Below are 17,016 nucleotides of genomic sequence, written 5' to 3'. Positions count from 1 at the left end.
GATGGGACTGGATATACGGATTCCGCTTGGGCTGCTCTTCCTGCTGACGGGCGGGATCATGGGGCTCTACGGGCTTTTCACGCGCGGGAGCGAGATTTATGGGAAGTCGCTCGGGGTGAACCTCAACATGACGTGGGGCGCGGTGATGTTTCTGTTCGGGCTGGGGATGTTCCTGGTGGGGCGGCGGGTGAAGTGGCAGGATGACCCTGTGACTCCGCGGCCGTGGGAACGGGGTAAGAAGCCGCGGAGGTAGGGGGATTCGGGTTAGCCGCCGAAGCCGCGGTTCCAGTGCTGGATGACGCGGGTGGTGCGCTCGTATCCGAGAACGCTGACGCTTCCGGTTCCGAGGCCGAGGAACTCGCCTCCGCCGGCGGAAAGGCCGATCCAGCGGGCGGCAAGGATGCGAAGGATGTGTCCGTGGGCGAAGAGGGCGACATTGCCGCCTCCGGCGGTTCCTGCGGCCTCGAGGGCGCGGGCGATGACGCCGTCGGCGCGCTCGCCCACGTGGTCGACAGGCTCTCCGTCCGTGATGTGGGCTGTCCAGATGGAGAAATCGGGCTCGGTTTTTCGAATCTCGGGCGTGCTCTTGCCTTCGTAGACGCCGTAGTCCCATTCCATGAGGCCCTCGTCGACGTGGGCGTTTTCGATGAGGCCGGCGATGCGGCAGGTCTCCTTGGCGCGGGCCATGGGGCTGGTGAAGACGGCGACGAACTTGGTGTCTCTGAGGAAGGCTCCGAGTTCCTTGGCCTTCTCGCGTCCGTTCTCGGTCAGGGGGATGTCGGTCCGGCTGGTGTGGGCGCCGCTGAGACTCCACTCGGTTTCGCCGTGACGCATCAGCCAGAGTTGGGTTCCTGCACTCATCGCTTGTTTCCTCCGTGAATAAACTATCCTATAAGGATGGACTTTCAGCTAACGACCACGTACAAACCGCAGGGCGATCAGCCGCGGGCGATCGGGGAACTGGTTTCGGGGATCAATGCAGGGGAGAAGGAACAGGTGCTCCTCGGGGTAACGGGCTCGGGCAAGACGTTCACCATGGCGAAGATTATCGAGGAGTTGAACCGTCCGGCGCTGATCCTGGCGCACAACAAGACGCTGGCGGCGCAGCTTTATCACGAGTTCAAGACATTCTTTCCGAACAACGCGGTGGAGTACTTCGTCTCGTACTACGACTACTACCAGCCGGAAGCTTACATCCCTTCGGGCGATCTCTTCATTGAGAAGGAAGCGACGATCAATGAAGAGCTGGATAAGCTGAGGCTCTCGGCTACGCGCAGCCTGTTCGAACGGCGGGACGCGATCATTGTCAGCTCGGTGAGCTGTATTTATGGTCTAGGGTCGCCGGAGGCTTACTACGGCATGCTCCTCCTGCTGGAGCGTGGGCAGAAGATCAAGCGGGAAGATATTACGCGGCGGCTGGTCGAGATTCTTTACGAACGGAATGATGTGGACTTTCGGCGCGGGACGTTTCGGGTGCGTGGCGACATCATCGAGGTGTATCCGACGTATGACGAGTCCGCTTACCGGATCGAGCTGTTCGGGGATGAGATCGACTCGCTGTCGCAGATCGATCCGCTGTTCGGGACGGTGAAGCAGAAGTACTCGCGTCTGCCGATCTACCCGAAGTCGCACTACGTGGTGCAGCCGGAGAGGAAGAAGACGGCGAGCGATTCGATCCTGGCCGAGATGGAGTGGTGGGAGAAGGAACTCGAGGGGCAGGGAAGGCTTGTTGAGAGCCAGAGGATCCATCAGAGGACCCGGTATGACCTCGAGATGATCAAGTCGGTTGGTTACTGCCATGGGATTGAGAATTACTCCCGGCACTTCTCCGGACGGCTTGCGGGAGAGCCGCCGCCGACGTTGCTTGACTACTTTCCACGGGACTTTCTCTTGTTCATCGACGAGTCGCACGTGACGGTTCCACAGTTACATGGCATGTGGCATGGAGATAGAAGCCGTAAGCAGAACTTAGTCGATTATGGGTTTAGGCTGCCGAGCGCGATGGACAATAGACCCCTTCGTTTTGAGGAGTTTGAAGGAAGAACGGGGCAGATTATCTATGTCTCGGCTACACCTGGTCCGTATGAGCTGACTAAGTCAGCGGGTGTTGTCGTTGAGCAGATTATCCGGCCTACCGGGTTGATCGATCCACAGGTAGAGATACGTCCGGTTAAGGGACAGATCGATGACCTGCTTGCCGAGATAAGGGATCGCACGAGCAAAGATCAGCGCGTATTGGTAACCACATTGACCAAGAGAATGTCCGAAGATCTCGCGAATTATTACACCGAAGTTGGAGTGCGCTGCAGATATATGCACTCAGAGATCGAGACGCTTGAGAGAATCAAGCTGCTTCGTGACCTGCGAAAGGGTGAGTACGACGTGCTGATCGGGATCAACCTGTTGCGCGAGGGGCTAGATCTGCCTGAGGTTTCGCTTGTCGCGATTCTAGATGCGGATAAGGAAGGCTTCCTGCGCTCCCAGGGATCGTTGATTCAGACGATCGGCCGTGCAGCGCGTCATGTCGAGGGCCGGGCGATTCTCTATGCGGACAAGATGACGGACTCGATGCAGCGGGCGATCAACGAGACGGACCGTCGGCGAGAGAAGCAGATTGCGTACAACGAAGAGAATGGGATTACACCTGCCTCGATCATTCGTCCACTTGAGATGGGGCTTGCGGGGATCCTCAAGGCGGACTATGCCGACCTGACGGATGAGGCGGAAGGTATGCCGGAATTCTCAACCCAAGCTGAATTAGATGCTTACATCTCGAAGCTGGAATCGGATATGCGCGAGGCGGCTAAGAAGTTCGAGTTTGAGAAGGCAGCCAAGTTAAGAGACACGGTAAGAGAACTTAGGACCAAGGAATTTTTATTTAGCTGAGATGGCGAAGAGGTGCTATGTTTCCGTGACGGGATTGACCGTTGATATGTGATGTGCGACCGAACGATACGAGAACGATGCGATCTCCAAAGGCACCTATGTTGCACTTTCCAGGATCTGGGCCCGATTGTTTGAACACTGTTTCGCTGGGGTTGACGGATGGAGATGGCATTGGCTGTAGCTGAAAGTGAAAGTAGCCTCGAGTTCGACCGAAGGGTGGTCGGGTTAGGTGCCGAGGAAGAGCTTGCGGGTCCGCCTCACGTCGATACGCTTCGGCCAGTGACGCAGCAGGAGCGCATCAGCAGCATGGATGTCCTCCGGGGCTTCGCTCTCATGGGCATCCTCGTGATGAACATTACGAGTTTCGGTCTTCCCGGCTGGGCTTACACAATCCCAGTTTCCACTGCACTGCCTGTGTTCGATGGACCACATTGGCGCGTGAACACGATCATCTGGTTCCTGCGCTGGGTGCTCGCGGAAGGAAAGATGCGTGGGTTGTTCTCCATGCTGTTCGGGGCGGGGGTGATCCTGTTGACTTCGCGGGCGGAGGCACGTGGCGGCGGGGATCGCGTGGCAGATATCTACCTCAGGCGGAACATGTGGCTGGTCGTCTTCGGCGTGCTGCACGCTTACCTCATCTGGGATGGGGACATTCTTTATTTCTACGGGATGACGGCGCTCCTGTTTCTTTATCCCTGCCGAAAGCTCAAGGCGAAGACGCTGATCTGGACGGCAGCGATCGTGCTCCTGGTGAACGGGATCATCGGGTCTGGACGAATCGTCGATGCGCGGCTTCTCGAAAAGAGAGCGCAGCAAGCGGATGCGGCTTACCGAGCCGGGAAAGGGCTGACACCGGATCAGGCCGAGGCGATCACAGCCTGGCATAACTGGCATGACTCAGTGCGGCCGCCGAAAGAAAAGTTGCTGAAGGATGAGAGACGGGTCTGGGGAGGATACCTGTCGGAGCAGAGGTACAAGGCGAGAGAGGTATTCGATACGCAGACGCGGGATTACTATCTCGGGTTTGGTGATGTGCTTGGGTTCATGCTGCTTGGAATGGGGATGTTTCGGAATGGCTTCCTGACGGCCAAGCTGAAGACGAAGACGTATGTGACGTTCGCGGTTGTCGGGCTTGGGATCGCATGGCCGCTCGTATTTGCGGGGTGTTGGATTGCGTGGAAGAGCCACTTCGATCTCTTCGAGACAGAGTATGGGCTCTTTCTGCCGTACGACATCGGTCGTGCAGGTGGGACGCTTGGGACTGCGGCTCTCGTGCTCCTAGTGGTTAAGTCTGGCGCGATGGGATGGCTGACGCGGCGGATCGCGGCGGTTGGGCAGATGGCGCTGAGTAACTACCTGCTGACGAGTACGTGCTGCCAGATCCTGTTCGTCTGGAGTCCGTTGAAGTGGTATTCGAGACTGGAGTACTACCAGCTTTACTTCGTAGTACTTGGTGTGTGGGCGTTGAACCTGACGTGGAGTACACTTTGGCTGCAGTACTTTCAGTACGGGCCGATGGAGTGGGCGTGGCGGTCGCTCACGTACTGGCGACGGCAGCCGATGCGCCTGCTGAAGACAGCGACTGCCTAGGCGAAGAGGGTGGCGGGCCACTCGGTGGGTGAATCGACTGTTGCTTCAGGTTGAGCGGCGGCCAGGGCGTGTGGCGAGAGTCCGAAGGTGCAGCCAAGGGAGCGAGCGCCGGCATTGCGGGCGGTGAGAATGTCGACGTCCGAGTCGCCGATCATAACAGTCTGCGCCGGGGTGATGGGTTCGGCATTGGGGGCTAAAGCGTTGGCTTCGGCGATCAAGGTTTGAATGCCGTGTGGGTCGGGCTTCTTGGTGTGGAAGGAGTTCCCGCCGTAATTCTGGAAGAAGAAACGATCGAGGCCGAAGTGGGCGCAGATGTCTCGCGAGGGGTGGACGGGCTTGTTCGTGAGGACGGCCATGGGGACCGTGGGGTGGGCGCCACGGATCGATGCGAGGGCTTCGAGGACGCCGGGGTAGACGTAGGTGAAGTCGAGCTTGTGGATGCGATAGTAGTCGAGAAAGAAGGAGATCGCCTGGTTGAGATGAGATTCTTCTACCTGATCCGGATCGCCGAGGGCGCGGCGGATGAGCATCGAAGCTCCGTCGCCGATGTAGCTGGCTATGACGGCGTCGGGGAGGGCGGAGCGGCCGAGGTGAGCGAGGGTGGCGTTGACCGAGTTGCAGAGATCCTGACGGGAGTCGATCAGGGTGCCATCGAGGTCGAAGATCAGGAGGCGGGGATTGGCCGTAACAGTCATTCCTCTCAGGATACGAGAGTTGATCGGATCCTGAGAGGAAGGTACCGGGTGTTACTTGATTTCGATATCGCCGGAGCCGGTGCTGGCGCGTAGGTTGGGGCCTCCGCCGTTGACGGAGGCGGTCAGGTGGTGGCCGTTATTGTTCGCCATCTGGCTGACCGACTGCTGGACGCGGATGCTTCCGGAGCCGGTGCTGGCGTTGACGTTGAAGCGGGCATCGTTGCCGAGGGTGAGGCGGATGGAGCCGGAGCCGGTCTGGAGACGCCAGTCGGTGGCGGGGCGGCCGTAGATCTCGATGTCGCCGGAGCCGGATTCGGCCTGGAGGCCGCCATTGACACCGTGAGCGCGGATGCTGCCAGAGCCGGTTTCAAGCTTCGTGTCGCCCTGGGCGGACTGCTCGAGCTCGATGTCGCCGGAACCGGAGTGGAGGCTGGCGGAGCCGTGGACGCCGCGGATGCGGAGGGAGCCGGAGCCGGTTTCGGCGCGGACGCTCTGGGCTACGTCCTGGGTTTCAATGTCGCCGGAGCCAGTGAAGGTGCTGAGGATGGAGTTGCGGGGGAGGGTGATCTCATAGTCGATGGAGATGTTGCGGAAGAGATCGCGGGTCTGGCGCTCGCCGATGATGAGGTCGTTGCCGTTCTGGTGGATGGGTGGGTTGTCGGCGATCTCTTGCAGACGGTGATCGATGTCATTCGAACTTGAAAACCAGCCGCCATTGCTGGAGTGGATGTGGCCGGTGACGTGGACCTGGTTGTCGTTGCCGGGATGGATGTGAACGTAGCCGGAGCCGGTGGATACGGAGACGTTGGGTGCGTTGCCGGTGGGGACGGTGCGGTCGAAGTTGCGGTCTGCAGCGAAGGCGCTGGTGGAGGCCAGGGTTAGGGTCAGGGCGATGGTCTGGATTTTCATGATGCTCCTTCGTGCGGCCTCGATGTGTGATTCGTTGGATGCGTCGTGCTTTTCAGATTACTGCTGTTATTGCTGGAGGACGACGGGGTCGTCCTGCTTGAGGCCGGAGATGATCTCGGTGCGGGTGCCGTTGGAGAGGCCGGCGATGACGGGGAGCTTGCGGCGGCCGGTTTTCTCGTTGGGATCCGGGACTTCGATGGTGGCTTTGCGGTCCTTATCGTAGAGGACAGCCTGCTCGGGGACGGTGAGGACGCCCTTATGTTCTTCAAGGAGGATTTCCGCGTTCGCGGTCATGTTGGCCTTGAGTTCGCCGCCGGGGTTCTCGATGGAGATGCGAGTGTCGAAGGTGGTGACGTTGTCCTTTTCCACACCGAGCGGCGTGATCTGAGTGACGCGACCGAGGAAGGTGTGGTCACGGAAGCTTTCCACCTTGATGCGGGCCGGCTGGTTGAGGTAGATCTTGCCGATGCCGGCCTCGTCGACTTTGCCCTGAACGTAGACCTGGCTGGTGTCACCGACAGTCATGACGAGGGTAGCGGTCGAGCCGAGGACCAGGATGGAGCTGACGGCGTCGCCGACCTCCACGTCACGGGAGAGCACGGTGCCGTCCATGGGGGAGATGATGGTGGTGTAGCCGAGCTGCTCTTCGAGCTGCTTGAGGGAGGCCTGCGCCTGGGCGACCTGCGCCTGAGCCTGGCGGAGCTTGGCGATGTCGACCGTGATTTGTGCGAGGGCTTTGTCGCGGGTGTTGGCGGCGGAGAGGTACTTCTGCTGAGCGTCGTCCAGGGCCTGCTGGGAGACAACGCCGGCGGAGGACATCTCCCGGGCGCGATCGTAAGTGTGCTTGAACATCGGAAGGTCGGGGGCTTCGGCATTGACCCGGTCGAAGGTGATGGCTGCATCGGCGGCGTGGGCATTCGACTCAGCGGCGGCGAGCTGGGCCTTCTGGGCGGCGACCTGATCGAGTATCTCCTGCTGGTCGAGCTGGGCGAGCACCTGGCCCTTGGTGACGTGGGCGTTAACGTCGACGAAGAGCTTGGTTACGATGCCTGATGCCTTGGATTTGACCTCAACCTTGGTGACGGGCTGCACCTTGCCGGTCGCGACGACGGAGTGGGCAACGTCTCCGCGCTCGACCTTGGCGATCTGGGAGGGCTCGAGCTTGGTCTTGCTGCCGCGAGCGATGGCAGTGACCGCGAGGCCGCCTACGGCGACGACGACGACCGGAATCCAAATCCAGAGCTTCGAGCGCTTCTTGTTGTTCATGGTGCGTTTACCCCTTCGAGTGGCGACAAGGGGTGATACGCAGAGTATGGCCAGGCAGTTCCGTGAAAACTCAGGCGTACTTGCGGAGTACTCCGAGGACCTTGCCCTGGATGCTGACGCTGGCGGCGGGGGCGTAAATGGGGGCCATCTCATTGTTCGAGGGCTGGAGACGGATCATGCTGCCTTCACGATAGAAGCGCTTGAGGGTGGCGTCGGCACCGTCGATCAGAGCGACGATGATCTCACCTTCCCGTGCGGTGCGGGTGCGCTCGACGAGGACGTAGTCGCCGCTGACGATGTGTTCGTCGCGCATAGAGTCTCCACGGACCTCGAGGGCGAAGACTTCGCGGTTACCGATGATGTCGCCGAGGGAGATAGATTCGGCGGTTTCGATGGCTTCGACGGGTCGGCCCGCAGCGATGCGCCCGAGGAGCGGGAGGCGCTCAAAGCCTTTCTTGCTGGTGCGGGTGGGGAGGACGTCGATGGATCGGGAGCGGTTGTGGGCTCGCTGCAGGAGGCCCTTGTTCTGGAGGTTGGTGACGTGTTTATGCACGGTTGCGAGCGAGTTCAGGCCGAGGCCGGAAGCGATCTCCTCGTATGACGGGGAGTAGCCGTTCTTCTGGGTGAATCCGGAGAGAAAGTCGATGACCTCTTTTTGCCGCCGCGTGATCGCCATGCGAATGATTGTAGCGAATAAAAAGCGAACCAGAGAACTTTCTTGCGTTAGGCGGGACCAAAGTTGCATACAGGCCCGCAGCCCATTTTGGGATTGGCCGATCGTTGTTCTGTTTCGGTCCCTGGTTTATCGGAACCAAGGTAATCGTTCCTTGCTCTCTATCTGCCAGGGAGTAATCGTAATAACCAGATTGTATGGATGACCGAAGTCTTTCCGAATAGATTCTGATCTCCAAGGTGGAAGTCGCCTTTTGTCGTTGCCGGACGTTTCGATGGGCAGAGCGGGATACAGAGAAATGAGGCCAAGAAGTGAGACAGATGCGGGTACTTGTGGTCGAAGATGATGCTGCTTTGGGGCTGTTTCTGCAAAAGGGTCTTGCGATGGATGGGCATGAGGTGGCCCGGGTTGGAGATGGAGATGCGGCGCTCGAACACGTGGCATCCGAGAGGCCGGATTTGATGGTTCTGGACCTTGGGCTGCCGAAAAGAGATGGCATGGATGTGCTTCGAGGCATGCAGGGGTTGTATACGGCCATGGCGGTGATTGTGCTCACGGGGCGGGCGCAAGTGGAGGAGCGGGTTCAATGCCTGAACCTCGGGGCGGACGACCTGCTGATGAAGCCTTTCTCGCTGCACGAACTGACGGCTCGTTGCAGGGCTCTGCTGCGACGGAGAGAACAGTTTGCCGATCCGCTTCTGCGGTCCGGCGACCTTGTCTTGAATCGCATGGAGCGGAAGGTAACGAGGGCTGGGGCGGTGGTGGAGCTGACGACGAAGGAGTTTGCGCTGCTCGAATTTCTGATGCAACGGCAGGGCAGGTGTTGCGGACGGAGCGAGTTGCTGCGTGAGGTCTGGCAGATGTCTCCGGATGCGGGGACGAATGTGGTGGATGTGTATGTGAACTACTTGCGCAAGAAGCTTTCTGCAGCATGCCCGGCGCTCTCGGATGCGGCGACGGTGACGGTGATCGAGACGGTACGCGGTGAGGGGTACCAGATCGGGTCCGGAGTGGACCTCCGGCCCGGAAGTGTGGGGAAGAAGGAACCGGCACGAGACGAGATGGGCGAACGACGCGCGTCTCCTGCGATCGATACAGTCGGTAGGCCGTCCCCATGGCTTCCAGGGGTGCGCATTGTTGCCTGAGCGGCTCGGGCAGGAGAGCGTGCGGAGTGACGTGGGCCGGGATGTTGGTGCGCCAGGCCGGTCTGGGGAGCTTTTGGAGATCGCTGAGGTGCTGCATGAGCTATGCCAGCCGCTGACAGCTCTGCACTGCAGGTTGGAGATCGGCGAGTTGCAAGGGACGCCTGCGGCTTACCAAGAGGCCGTTCGAGAGGGGTTGAGGGAGTGTGGACGGCTGCTGCGTGGCGTGAGCGCCATGCGTGAGCTTGTGCGAAGCGCGTTGGAACGCTGAGTCGCAGGGAATGATCCGGCCTGATGAGGGCTGGAGGGAGAAACACGGATGAACGCAGGTACGAATGCCAGCGGGGCTCCGGGCGGAGTGCGGACAGTTGTGGTAGCGAGCGCGGATTCTTCATTGCGTGCGAGGTTGCGGGTGAGCCTCACCGGGCTGCGATGGCAGGTGCGGGAGGCGAATGGGGGGGCTGAGGCCATGGCGCAGATGGACATGGCCAGGCCGGAGGCACTGTTGATGGATACCTGGCTGCCGGATCTTGAGGCGGGCGAGTTCGCCGGGCTGGTGCGATCGATGTTCCCAGCGGTCGATCTGCTGCGGGTGGATGGCGCGGCGGAGCCTGGAGGCGTAAGAAGCCCGAGGCGCAATGAACTGCTGCATGCCCTGCGCGAGGCGCGGGACACTGGTGGAGTGGTTGAGCGGGTAGAGCTCGAGGAAGCGCATGGGCTGACTGTCGTCCCTCCTATAAGGGAGACGCGAGTGTCTGGCGGTGGGGCGACTGCCGGGCTGCCGGAGCTGGTGGGGGAAAGCATGGTGATGCAGGACTTAGGGATGATGATCCGACTCGTGGCTCCGCGTACTGCGACGGTTTTGATTGAAGGAGAGACGGGGACGGGGAAAGAGGTCGTTGCGAAGGCTGTCCATCGGATGAGTGCGCGGGCGTTGAAGAGTTTTACGGTTTTGAATTGCGCGGCGATTCCGGAGTCGCTGCTGGAGGCGGAGCTGTTTGGGCATACTCGTGGTGCGTTTACGGGTGCGGTGCAGTCGCGAACCGGCCGGATTGAGGCGGCGCATGGGGGGACGCTATTCTTGGATGAGATCGGCGAGATGCCACTTGGTCTGCAGGCGAAGATGCTGCGGTTTCTGGAGTGTGGGGAGCTTCAGAGGGTCGGAGATAACGAGGTGATGCGGGTCGATGTGCGGGTGATCGCGGCGACGCACCAGATGCTGGAGAAGAGGGCTGATGAGGGAACATTTCGGCTCGACCTCTACCACCGGCTCGCGGTGTTTCCGCTGACTGTTCCTGCGCTGCGGGAGAGAGCGGAAGATATCCCGGCCCTGGTGGAGTTCTTTCTCGATGCTATGGGGAAGGATGCGCCACGAAAACGTATCTCCGCGAGAGCGATAGAGATGCTCGTGGAGTATGCGTGGCCGGGAAACGTAAGGGAATTGATGCATGTGCTGGAGCGCGGGGCGATCCTTGCGGGGGATCGGCAAGTGATCGACGAGGCGGATATTCGGATCAGGCGACGACGGTAGCTTTGATACGTGGACGAAGTCGATAAGAGCGCTCTCATCCGAGGGCGCTCTTTCTTGGTTAAAGGAATGCTTGAGTCCTGTTGCACGGAGGACAGCAGATGCAGGTTACGACGCCTTTGAGTGATGCGCTTGGACTGTACCTTGACCTGGCGAGCGACCAGCTCAAGCTGACGGCAGGCAACATGGCGAACGTCGATACGCCGGGATATAAGACCCAGGGCTTCGACTTCGACGCGGAGTTTGCGCGGGAGTTGAGTGCGCAGGATCCGACGGGAGCAACGACAGCCCTGGAGAAGGCCGCGGATGTGGATGGGCTGGTGGCCCGGCCGGATGGAAACAATGTGTCGATGGACCGGGAATCCATGCAACTGGCGAAGTCACAATTGCAATTCAAGACGGGGGTGGCGTTGTTGAAGCGCGAGTACGCCAACGTGATGGCAGCTATCCATGCGGATGCTAACAGCCGGTAGGTACAGGACAGGATATGAATCTTTTTGGCTTGATGGACGTGAGTGGTTCGGCGTTGAAGGCGGAGCGGGTTCGTGCCGAGGTGGTCGCTTCAAACATGGCAAACGCGGAGACGACGCGAACCGAGGATGGCGGACCGTATCGGCGGCATCACGTTGTCTTTGCCGCAGATGGAAATGGGAGTTTTGGGAGTGTTCTTGGGAGTCATGTTGGTTCGGGTTTTCCTTCGATCATGAGCTCGAACGCGGCAGCTGGTGGGGTTTCGGTGGCAGGGGTGATGCAGGATGAGAGCGTTCCGCTCCAGAGATATGACCCGGGTCATCCGGACGCAGGGCCGGACGGCTATGTGGCGTATCCCGACATCAATCCGCTGACGGAGATGGTGGATCTGATGGGGGCTACAAGGTCGTATGGGATGAATGCCACGGCAGTGCAGGCGGAGAAGGGCATGATCACCGCTTCGCTGGATCTTCTGAAGTAAGGCGCACGAAGCGATCTAGGAGGGTGTGATGGTGGTTGGAGCGGCTGGTGTTTCGGATGCGCTCAAGAGCGTGGCGAGTGCGGCGGGGATGGCGTCTGCGACGTCAGGGGCGGCGGGCGGCCCGCCGTTTGGCGGGATGTTGCGGTCGATGGTCGACCAGACGGCCACGCTGGATCAGAAGGCGAGCGATGCGATCACTGGACTGCTGAACGGCAGCGGTGTCGAGGTCCATGACGCGATGATTGCCGGGCAGAAAGCGGACATGGCTTTCCAGCTTGCGCTCCAGGTGAGAAACAAGGCGGTGGCTGCCTATCAGCAGATGATGACGATGCAGTTCTAACGTGTGAGCCGGATTTTGGATGAGGGGCTATGGCGGATGCGAAGCAAGCCGGATCGGCGGGAGAGGGTAACCGCACCGGGCTGGTGAAGACCGATGCTGGGGTGCCTGGGGCGGGAATCGTAGCGCAGGCGCGTTCGGTGATGACGCAACTGCAAGGGCACGTTGCGGCGATCCCGCAGAAGAGGCGAACGTGGCTGTTGGGTGGGCTGCTCTTCGTTGCCGCAGGATGTGCGGGACTGGCGTGGTACTTTCAGCGAGCGGACTGGCGTGTGCTCTTTTCAGGTCTGGATCCGAGAGATGTGCAGACGGTGTCACAGGAACTCGGAGCGGCGGGGATTCCGTTTGAGACGACGCCGGATGGAAGTGGCGTCCAGGTTCCTTCGGACATGCTGGACAAGGCACGGATGGAGGTGGCGGCGAAAGGTATGCCGCAGACGGGGCGGCTGGGCTTTGAGTTATTCGATAAGCCGAACTGGGTGGGCAGTGAGTTTGATGAGCATGTGAACTACCAGCGAGCGCTCGAGGGGGAGTTGGAGCATACGATCGGGTCGCTTGGCGTGGTGCGATCGGCCCGGGTGCATTTGGTGCTGCCCCAGGCGTCGTTGTTCACGGCGCAGGACAAGGGTGCGAAGGCGTCGGTGGTGCTCAGGCTTAGGAAGGCTTCGTTGAGTCAGGATCAGGCGGATGCAATCCGCAGCCTTGTAGCCGGAGCGGTCGAAAATCTGAATCCAGATGGGGTGACGCTGGTGGACGCTGAGGGTCGGGTGAACCTGCAAGCCAAGGGGAGGGGAAGTGCGGCCGAGGCGGATGTGGAGCAGGCGCTCGAAGCGAAGCTTGTAGCGATGCTCGAGCCGATTGCCGGGAGGGACAATGTGCGTGCGACCGTCAATGTGAGTTATGACGAAGGAAGCATGGATCGGACGGATGAGGTCTATGACCCGACGCAGTCCGCGACACTGACGATGCGAAAGAGCGAGCAGATCGCGACGGGAAAGGCTCCTGCTGCTGGAGTTCCTGGTACGGCGAGTAACACGCCCGCGGCATCGGCCCCGGGGTCGCTGCAGGCTGCGGGCGCTGCCACGGCAGCGGGGACTCCGCCGTTGTTGAAGGAGCAGTTGCCGGTGTATCCGCAGGCTGGTGGAGGCAATCAGAGTTCGAAGGAAGAGCAAGGGACGTACGGAGTCACGCGGCACGTGGTGCATTCGGAGCTTGGACCGGGGCGTGTGCGTCGGGTAACGGCAGCGGTGGTGGTGAATGACCGGCAGGTGATGGATGGGACGGGCAAGGCGGAGCACCCGGTCTGGAAGCCTCGGACGGCTGAAGAGATGAAGCGTTTCGAAGGGCTGGCTCAAGCTGCGGTGGGTTTCGATGAGAAGCGCGGGGATGATGTCGTGATGTCGAACGTGAGCTTTAGCTCCAATTCTCCAGAGGCGACGCCACCGATCATGACGCGCTTCATGGATGGGGCAACTGGCTTCCTGCACACAGAGCCCGCGTTGTTGCGGACAGGAATGATGGGGCTGGTTGCGTTCGGCGTGGTGATGTTTGTATTGCGGCCGGTGGCAAAGGAAGTTACGGCGGCAATTCGTGCGCCGGTGCTGCTGGCGTCGGGGTCTAGTCTTGGCACGGCGGGGCAGACGGGCACGAGTGCCCAGGGCGTGGGTGGACTTGGCGTGCCGACCGGAGGCGGGGAATTGCCCGCGGGCTCGAATGAGTCGCTTCTGCCGGAACGGAAACGATCGTCGAAGCAGGCGCAGGCGATGTTCGATCACGTGTCGGATCAGATTGCGCGAGAGCCGGCGCAGAGCACACGTCTGCTCGAAGCATGGATCGGCGCACCGGATGGGAGCGAGTAATGGCGACAGCTCAAAGTGCGGTACCGGGTCCGATGCTTCTGCCGCAGGAGGCAGGCTTTGCGCCGGCGAACATCCCGGGATTGCGCAAGGCTGCGATCCTCATGGTGACGCTTGGGGATGAGTTGGCGAAGAAGATGTTTCAGAGCCTCTCGGAAAGTAATGTACAGCGCGTGACGGACGAGATCATGCGTTTGCACGAAGTGTCTTCTGTCGAGACGACGCAAGTTATCACCGAGTTCTATGGGCTGCTCGAAACGCAACAGTATATCGGCAAGGGTGGACCGGATTATGCGAAGAAGCTGCTGACCGAGGCATTCGGGCAAAAGCGTGCGGACGAACTGCTCGACCAAGTTCGCCTGATCAAGGATCGGTCCGCAGGTGATCTTAAAATCCTTCAGAAGATGGACCCCCAGCAGTTGAGTAAGTTTCTTGAGAATGAGCATCCTCAGACAGTGGCGCTCGTGCTGGCGCATCTCGACGCGAAGCGCGGGTCGAAGGTGTTGATGCATCTTCGAAACGAGATGCGTGTGGATGCGGTGAGGCGGCTTGCGGAGATGAGGCAGTTCTCGCCGGAGATGGCTCAGCAGGTTGCGCTTGTGCTGCACCGCAGGATGGAGGCGCTTGGGACTACTCCGAAGCGATCGTACTCAGGCTTTAAGGTGGTGGCGGACCTTCTGAACCTCCTGGATCAGGATGCAAGCAAGGTGATCCTCGAAGAGATCGAGACGAGCGAACCTCAGGTGGCAATCGGGATTAGAACGCTGATGTTTACATTCGATGACCTATTGACCGTTCCCCCACAGAGTATTCGCGAGTTGGTTGGTGCGGCGGACAAGAAGGTACTTGCGCTATCGCTGAAGGGCGCCAAAGACAACATCCAGGCACATCTCTTCAAGGCGATGAGCTCCCGCGCCGTGGAAATGCTGAAGGAAGACATGGAAGTCATGGGGCCTGTTCGCAGCAAGGATGTAAACGCGGCGCAGCAGGAGTTCCTGAACCTCGCTCGGAAGCTCGAGAGCGAAGGCAGGATGGTCTTGCGGTTGGAGGTGGAAGATGTTTAACACACAGCAGTCCGGGCCAGACGGGAAGATGCCCCTGCCCGATGGCGCGAAGCCATCGACGGAATTTGTCGAGCGCAGGGGGGTGACGCCGCTTGTCTTTGAGTCGGTTGAGCGCAGGCGCGAGCACCTTGAGAAAGCCGGCGTCGATGTGCTGCGAGAGACGGCTAGAGTGCAGGAAGAGATGGCTCAGCTCGATAGTCTGCGGAATCAGCTTCGCGGCGTTCCCTCGCAAATGGAGTCTGCGCGCGCAGAGGCTAGGGCCGCAGCCAGGCTCGAGTGGGAGGAGGAGCTACGGGAACAGATTTCGATGGAGCGAGAGGCCGTCGTACAGAGCTGCCTTCAGTTCGGCCTTGAACGGGAACGCTACTTTGGCGAAGTTGAGGGAGAGGTAGTACGGCTGGCATTGGGAATAGCGGAAAGGGTGCTGCATCGCGAAGCCCGTATGGATCCGCTTTTGCTCGCGGCTTCGGTGCGTCTGGCACTCGAGAAACTGGCAGGTGAGTCGGGCACGGTACTCCGAGTGCCAATGGGAACGGCGAGCGCATGGCGGGAACTCTTCGGAGAAAGTCCCGATCGTACTGTCGCGGTGGTGGGCGACGAGCACCTGGTGGGGCTCGAGTGCGCGATCGAGACACGGGTCGGCAAGATCGAACTTGGGATGGCAGTTCAGTTGGAGGAGATAGAGAAAGGATTCTTCGATCTGCTGCAGAAGAGGCCAGCTTGAGCTCAGCCTTAGGTGAAATCTCAGCGGAGCGCGGTAAGCTTGGCGCTTACTTCGAACAACTTGCGGCGCGACCTGCGTGGCGTTGGACGGGACGCGTTGTAGAGGCGAATGGACAGACCGTCGAGTCGGAGGGCCCGATGTGCTCCGTGGGGGAGTGTTGCGAGATCATGGATGCAAGTGGATCGCGCCATCGTGCAGAAGTTATCGGCTTTCGTGGCCGCCGTGTGCTGTCGATGCCTCTGGCCGCGACCAGCGGTGTGCAATACGGTGACGCCGTGCTTGCACTGGGCGTTCCTCCTTCAATCGGGGTGGGCGAACAGATGCAAGGTCGCATCTTGAACGCGCTTGGGCAGCCACTCGATGCTCTTGCGGCACCGCGGGTTGAAGGTACGTGGCCACTCGATGGTTCGGTTCCACGCCCCATGCAGAGAGTTCCGATCCAGGCACCCCTCGCCACTGGGTTGCGCGTCCTAGATGGATTGTTGACGGTCGGACGGGGCCAGCGCGTGGGCATCTTTGGCGGCTCCGGAGTGGGCAAGAGCACTTTGATCGGCATGATGACGCGGAACACGGAGGCGGACATCACCGTGGTCGGGCTGGTTGGAGAACGCGGACGCGAAGTGCGGGAGTTTGTTGAAGACTCCCTTGGCGTGGATGGAATGCGTCGGTCCGTGGTGCTGTGCGCGACGTCCGACGAGAGCCCATTGCTGAGGATGAGGGCAGCGATGGCGGCTACGTCGGTGGCGGAGTCCTTTGCGGCGCAAGGCAAGCACGTGCTGCTTGTGTTGGACTCCTTGACCCGCTATGCGATGGCAGCTCGCGAGCTCGGACTTGCTGCCGGCGAGCCCCCTGCAAGCAAAGGCTACACGCCCAGCGTGTTCACTCGGCTCGCGAAGCTGGTGGAGCGCGCTGGCAACTTTCAGCGTGGAAGTATTACCGCCTTCTATACCGTGCTGATGGAAGGTGACGATCAACAAGACCCAATCGTTGATTCGGTGAGATCTCTGCTCGATGGACATATCGTTCTATCCCGAGCGCTCGCTTCGGAAGGCTGGTATCCGCCTGTCAATGTTCTGGATTCTCTAAGCCGTCTGATGCCTTCAGTCACCACGCGGGAGCACAGCAATAAGGCGGCTGCTGCGCGGAGGCTACTCGCAGTGCATGCTCGTTCAGAAGACCTCGTGAGGATAGGTGCTTACAAGCCAGGTATGGATCTCGACCTCGATCGTGCGATACGCGCCATGCCGTTGCTTCGCACTTATCTTCAGCAGAGAACGGGTGAGCGTATGACGATGAGCGAGAGTGTAGCCGGCCTGTTAGGGATGCCACTGTGATGAAGGCGAGGCGGATCGGCTCACTTAAGAGAATTGCAAATCTCTACGATGCAGTGGAGC

The 17,016-nt window shown here is 60.3% G+C and carries 17 protein-coding genes; 12 read left to right on the top strand and 5 right to left on the bottom strand.

All coding sequences use genetic code 11. From position 1 onward, the window contains the following. Nucleotide 1: 1 nt before the first annotated feature. Complete coding sequence (locus tag GRAN_RS16485; RefSeq protein WP_128914060.1) at nucleotides 2-253, top strand: hypothetical protein; 252 nt, start codon at nucleotides 2-4, stop codon at nucleotides 251-253. Between the two features lie 11 nt (nucleotides 254-264). Here the strand turns inward: GRAN_RS16485 and GRAN_RS16480 are convergent, their stop codons facing one another. Further along, entirely contained in the window at nucleotides 265-861 is a 597-nt protein-coding gene (locus GRAN_RS16480; RefSeq protein WP_128914059.1) for a histidine phosphatase family protein, read from the bottom strand. A gap of 36 nt (nucleotides 862-897) precedes the next feature. Here GRAN_RS16480 and uvrB point away from each other — a divergent pair, with 36 nt between their 5' ends. Both uvrB and GRAN_RS16470 read left to right on the top strand, forming a co-directional pair. Continuing rightward, nucleotides 898-2,886: an excinuclease ABC subunit UvrB gene (gene uvrB, locus GRAN_RS16475; RefSeq protein ID WP_128914058.1), complete on the top strand. Its 1,989-nt coding sequence runs from the start codon at nucleotides 898-900 to the stop codon at nucleotides 2,884-2,886. A gap of 171 nt (nucleotides 2,887-3,057) precedes the next feature. Beyond that, nucleotides 3,058-4,476 (top strand): DUF418 domain-containing protein, encoded by a 1,419-nt coding sequence (locus tag GRAN_RS16470; RefSeq protein WP_161571005.1) that lies wholly within the window; start codon nucleotides 3,058-3,060, stop codon nucleotides 4,474-4,476. Here GRAN_RS16470 and GRAN_RS16465 read toward each other — a convergent pair. From GRAN_RS16465 to lexA, 4 genes are all read right to left on the bottom strand, one after another. Continuing rightward, a complete protein-coding gene (locus GRAN_RS16465; RefSeq protein ID WP_128914056.1) occupies nucleotides 4,473-5,171 on the bottom strand; it encodes an HAD family hydrolase in 699 nt (232 codons plus the stop codon). The genes GRAN_RS16470 and GRAN_RS16465 overlap by 4 nt on opposite strands. Nucleotides 5,172-5,222: 51 nt before the next feature. Continuing rightward, the gene (locus GRAN_RS16460) at nucleotides 5,223-6,080 is read right to left on the bottom strand and encodes a DUF4097 family beta strand repeat-containing protein (protein WP_128914055.1); all 858 of its coding nucleotides are present in this window, start codon (nucleotides 6,078-6,080) and stop codon (nucleotides 5,223-5,225) included. Between the two features lie 66 nt (nucleotides 6,081-6,146). Next, on the bottom strand, nucleotides 6,147-7,346 hold the full coding sequence (locus tag GRAN_RS16455) for an efflux RND transporter periplasmic adaptor subunit (RefSeq protein ID WP_128914054.1): 1,200 nt from the start codon (nucleotides 7,344-7,346) through the stop codon (nucleotides 6,147-6,149). Between the two features lie 70 nt (nucleotides 7,347-7,416). Next, the gene (gene lexA, locus GRAN_RS16450) at nucleotides 7,417-8,022 is read right to left on the bottom strand and encodes a transcriptional repressor LexA (RefSeq protein ID WP_128914053.1); all 606 of its coding nucleotides are present in this window, start codon (nucleotides 8,020-8,022) and stop codon (nucleotides 7,417-7,419) included. A 317-nt stretch (nucleotides 8,023-8,339) separates the two neighbouring features. Between lexA and GRAN_RS16445 the strand changes: the two genes are divergently transcribed. From GRAN_RS16445 to GRAN_RS16405, 9 genes are all read left to right on the top strand, one after another. Next, a complete protein-coding gene (locus tag GRAN_RS16445) occupies nucleotides 8,340-9,164 on the top strand; it encodes a response regulator transcription factor (protein ID WP_128914052.1) in 825 nt (274 codons plus the stop codon). Nucleotides 9,165-9,480: 316 nt separating this feature from the next. Further along, the gene (locus GRAN_RS16440; protein WP_128914051.1) at nucleotides 9,481-10,692 is read left to right on the top strand and encodes a sigma-54-dependent transcriptional regulator; all 1,212 of its coding nucleotides are present in this window, start codon (nucleotides 9,481-9,483) and stop codon (nucleotides 10,690-10,692) included. A 98-nt stretch (nucleotides 10,693-10,790) separates the two neighbouring features. Further along, nucleotides 10,791-11,162, top strand: coding sequence for a flagellar basal body rod protein FlgB (gene flgB / locus GRAN_RS16435; protein ID WP_128914050.1), 372 nt, complete (start codon nucleotides 10,791-10,793; stop codon nucleotides 11,160-11,162). Between the two features lie 14 nt (nucleotides 11,163-11,176). Then, nucleotides 11,177-11,641 carry a flagellar basal body rod protein FlgC gene (flgC, locus tag GRAN_RS16430; protein WP_128914049.1) on the top strand — a complete coding sequence of 155 codons (465 nt, stop codon included), beginning with the start codon at nucleotides 11,177-11,179 and terminating at the stop codon, nucleotides 11,639-11,641. 28 nt (nucleotides 11,642-11,669) lie between these two features. Further along, nucleotides 11,670-11,981, top strand: a complete 312-nt coding sequence (gene fliE, locus GRAN_RS16425) for a flagellar hook-basal body complex protein FliE (protein ID WP_128914048.1) — start codon at nucleotides 11,670-11,672, stop codon at nucleotides 11,979-11,981. A 29-nt stretch (nucleotides 11,982-12,010) separates the two neighbouring features. Beyond that, entirely contained in the window at nucleotides 12,011-13,837 is a 1,827-nt protein-coding gene (gene fliF / locus GRAN_RS16420; protein ID WP_128914047.1) for a flagellar basal-body MS-ring/collar protein FliF, read from the top strand. Next, complete coding sequence (gene fliG, locus GRAN_RS16415; RefSeq protein ID WP_128914046.1) at nucleotides 13,837-14,898, top strand: flagellar motor switch protein FliG; 1,062 nt, start codon at nucleotides 13,837-13,839, stop codon at nucleotides 14,896-14,898. Before fliF ends, fliG begins: the two co-directional genes overlap by 1 nt. Further along, entirely contained in the window at nucleotides 14,891-15,622 is a 732-nt protein-coding gene (locus GRAN_RS16410; RefSeq protein ID WP_128914045.1) for a FliH/SctL family protein, read from the top strand. The genes fliG and GRAN_RS16410 overlap by 8 nt, the downstream gene beginning before the upstream one ends. Continuing rightward, nucleotides 15,619-16,956 (top strand): FliI/YscN family ATPase, encoded by a 1,338-nt coding sequence (locus GRAN_RS16405; RefSeq protein ID WP_128914044.1) that lies wholly within the window; start codon nucleotides 15,619-15,621, stop codon nucleotides 16,954-16,956. Before GRAN_RS16410 ends, GRAN_RS16405 begins: the two co-directional genes overlap by 4 nt. Nucleotides 16,957-17,016 lie beyond the last annotated feature (60 nt).

It is taken from the genome of Granulicella sibirica (assembly GCF_004115155.1).
Taxonomy (GTDB): Bacteria; Acidobacteriota; Terriglobia; order Terriglobales; family Acidobacteriaceae; genus Edaphobacter; species Edaphobacter sibiricus.
Note: the sequence above shows the minus strand (reverse complement) of the source record. Positions and strands in the feature narration are given on the sequence as shown.

What these genes read in the sequence shown, in the direction of transcription:
- GRAN_RS16485 (WP_128914060.1), top strand. Translation starts at nt 2, where the DNA reads ATGGGACTGGATATACGGATTCCGCTTGGGCTGCTCTTCCTGCTGACG.
- GRAN_RS16480 (WP_128914059.1), bottom strand. Translation starts at nt 861, where the DNA reads ATGAGTGCAGGAACCCAACTCTGGCTGATGCGTCACGGCGAAACCGAG.
- uvrB (WP_128914058.1), top strand. Translation starts at nt 898, where the DNA reads ATGGACTTTCAGCTAACGACCACGTACAAACCGCAGGGCGATCAGCCG.
- GRAN_RS16465 (WP_128914056.1), bottom strand. Translation starts at nt 5,171, where the DNA reads ATGACTGTTACGGCCAATCCCCGCCTCCTGATCTTCGACCTCGATGGC.
- GRAN_RS16460 (WP_128914055.1), bottom strand. Translation starts at nt 6,080, where the DNA reads ATGAAAATCCAGACCATCGCCCTGACCCTAACCCTGGCCTCCACCAGC.
- GRAN_RS16455 (WP_128914054.1), bottom strand. Translation starts at nt 7,346, where the DNA reads ATGAACAACAAGAAGCGCTCGAAGCTCTGGATTTGGATTCCGGTCGTC.
- lexA (WP_128914053.1), bottom strand. Translation starts at nt 8,022, where the DNA reads ATGGCGATCACGCGGCGGCAAAAAGAGGTCATCGACTTTCTCTCCGGA.
- GRAN_RS16445 (WP_128914052.1), top strand. Translation starts at nt 8,340, where the DNA reads ATGCGGGTACTTGTGGTCGAAGATGATGCTGCTTTGGGGCTGTTTCTG.
- GRAN_RS16440 (WP_128914051.1), top strand. Translation starts at nt 9,481, where the DNA reads ATGAACGCAGGTACGAATGCCAGCGGGGCTCCGGGCGGAGTGCGGACA.
- flgB (WP_128914050.1), top strand. Translation starts at nt 10,791, where the DNA reads ATGCAGGTTACGACGCCTTTGAGTGATGCGCTTGGACTGTACCTTGAC.
- flgC (WP_128914049.1), top strand. Translation starts at nt 11,177, where the DNA reads ATGAATCTTTTTGGCTTGATGGACGTGAGTGGTTCGGCGTTGAAGGCG.
- fliE (WP_128914048.1), top strand. Translation starts at nt 11,670, where the DNA reads ATGGTGGTTGGAGCGGCTGGTGTTTCGGATGCGCTCAAGAGCGTGGCG.
- fliF (WP_128914047.1), top strand. Translation starts at nt 12,011, where the DNA reads ATGGCGGATGCGAAGCAAGCCGGATCGGCGGGAGAGGGTAACCGCACC.
- fliG (WP_128914046.1), top strand. Translation starts at nt 13,837, where the DNA reads ATGGCGACAGCTCAAAGTGCGGTACCGGGTCCGATGCTTCTGCCGCAG.
- GRAN_RS16410 (WP_128914045.1), top strand. Translation starts at nt 14,891, where the DNA reads ATGTTTAACACACAGCAGTCCGGGCCAGACGGGAAGATGCCCCTGCCC.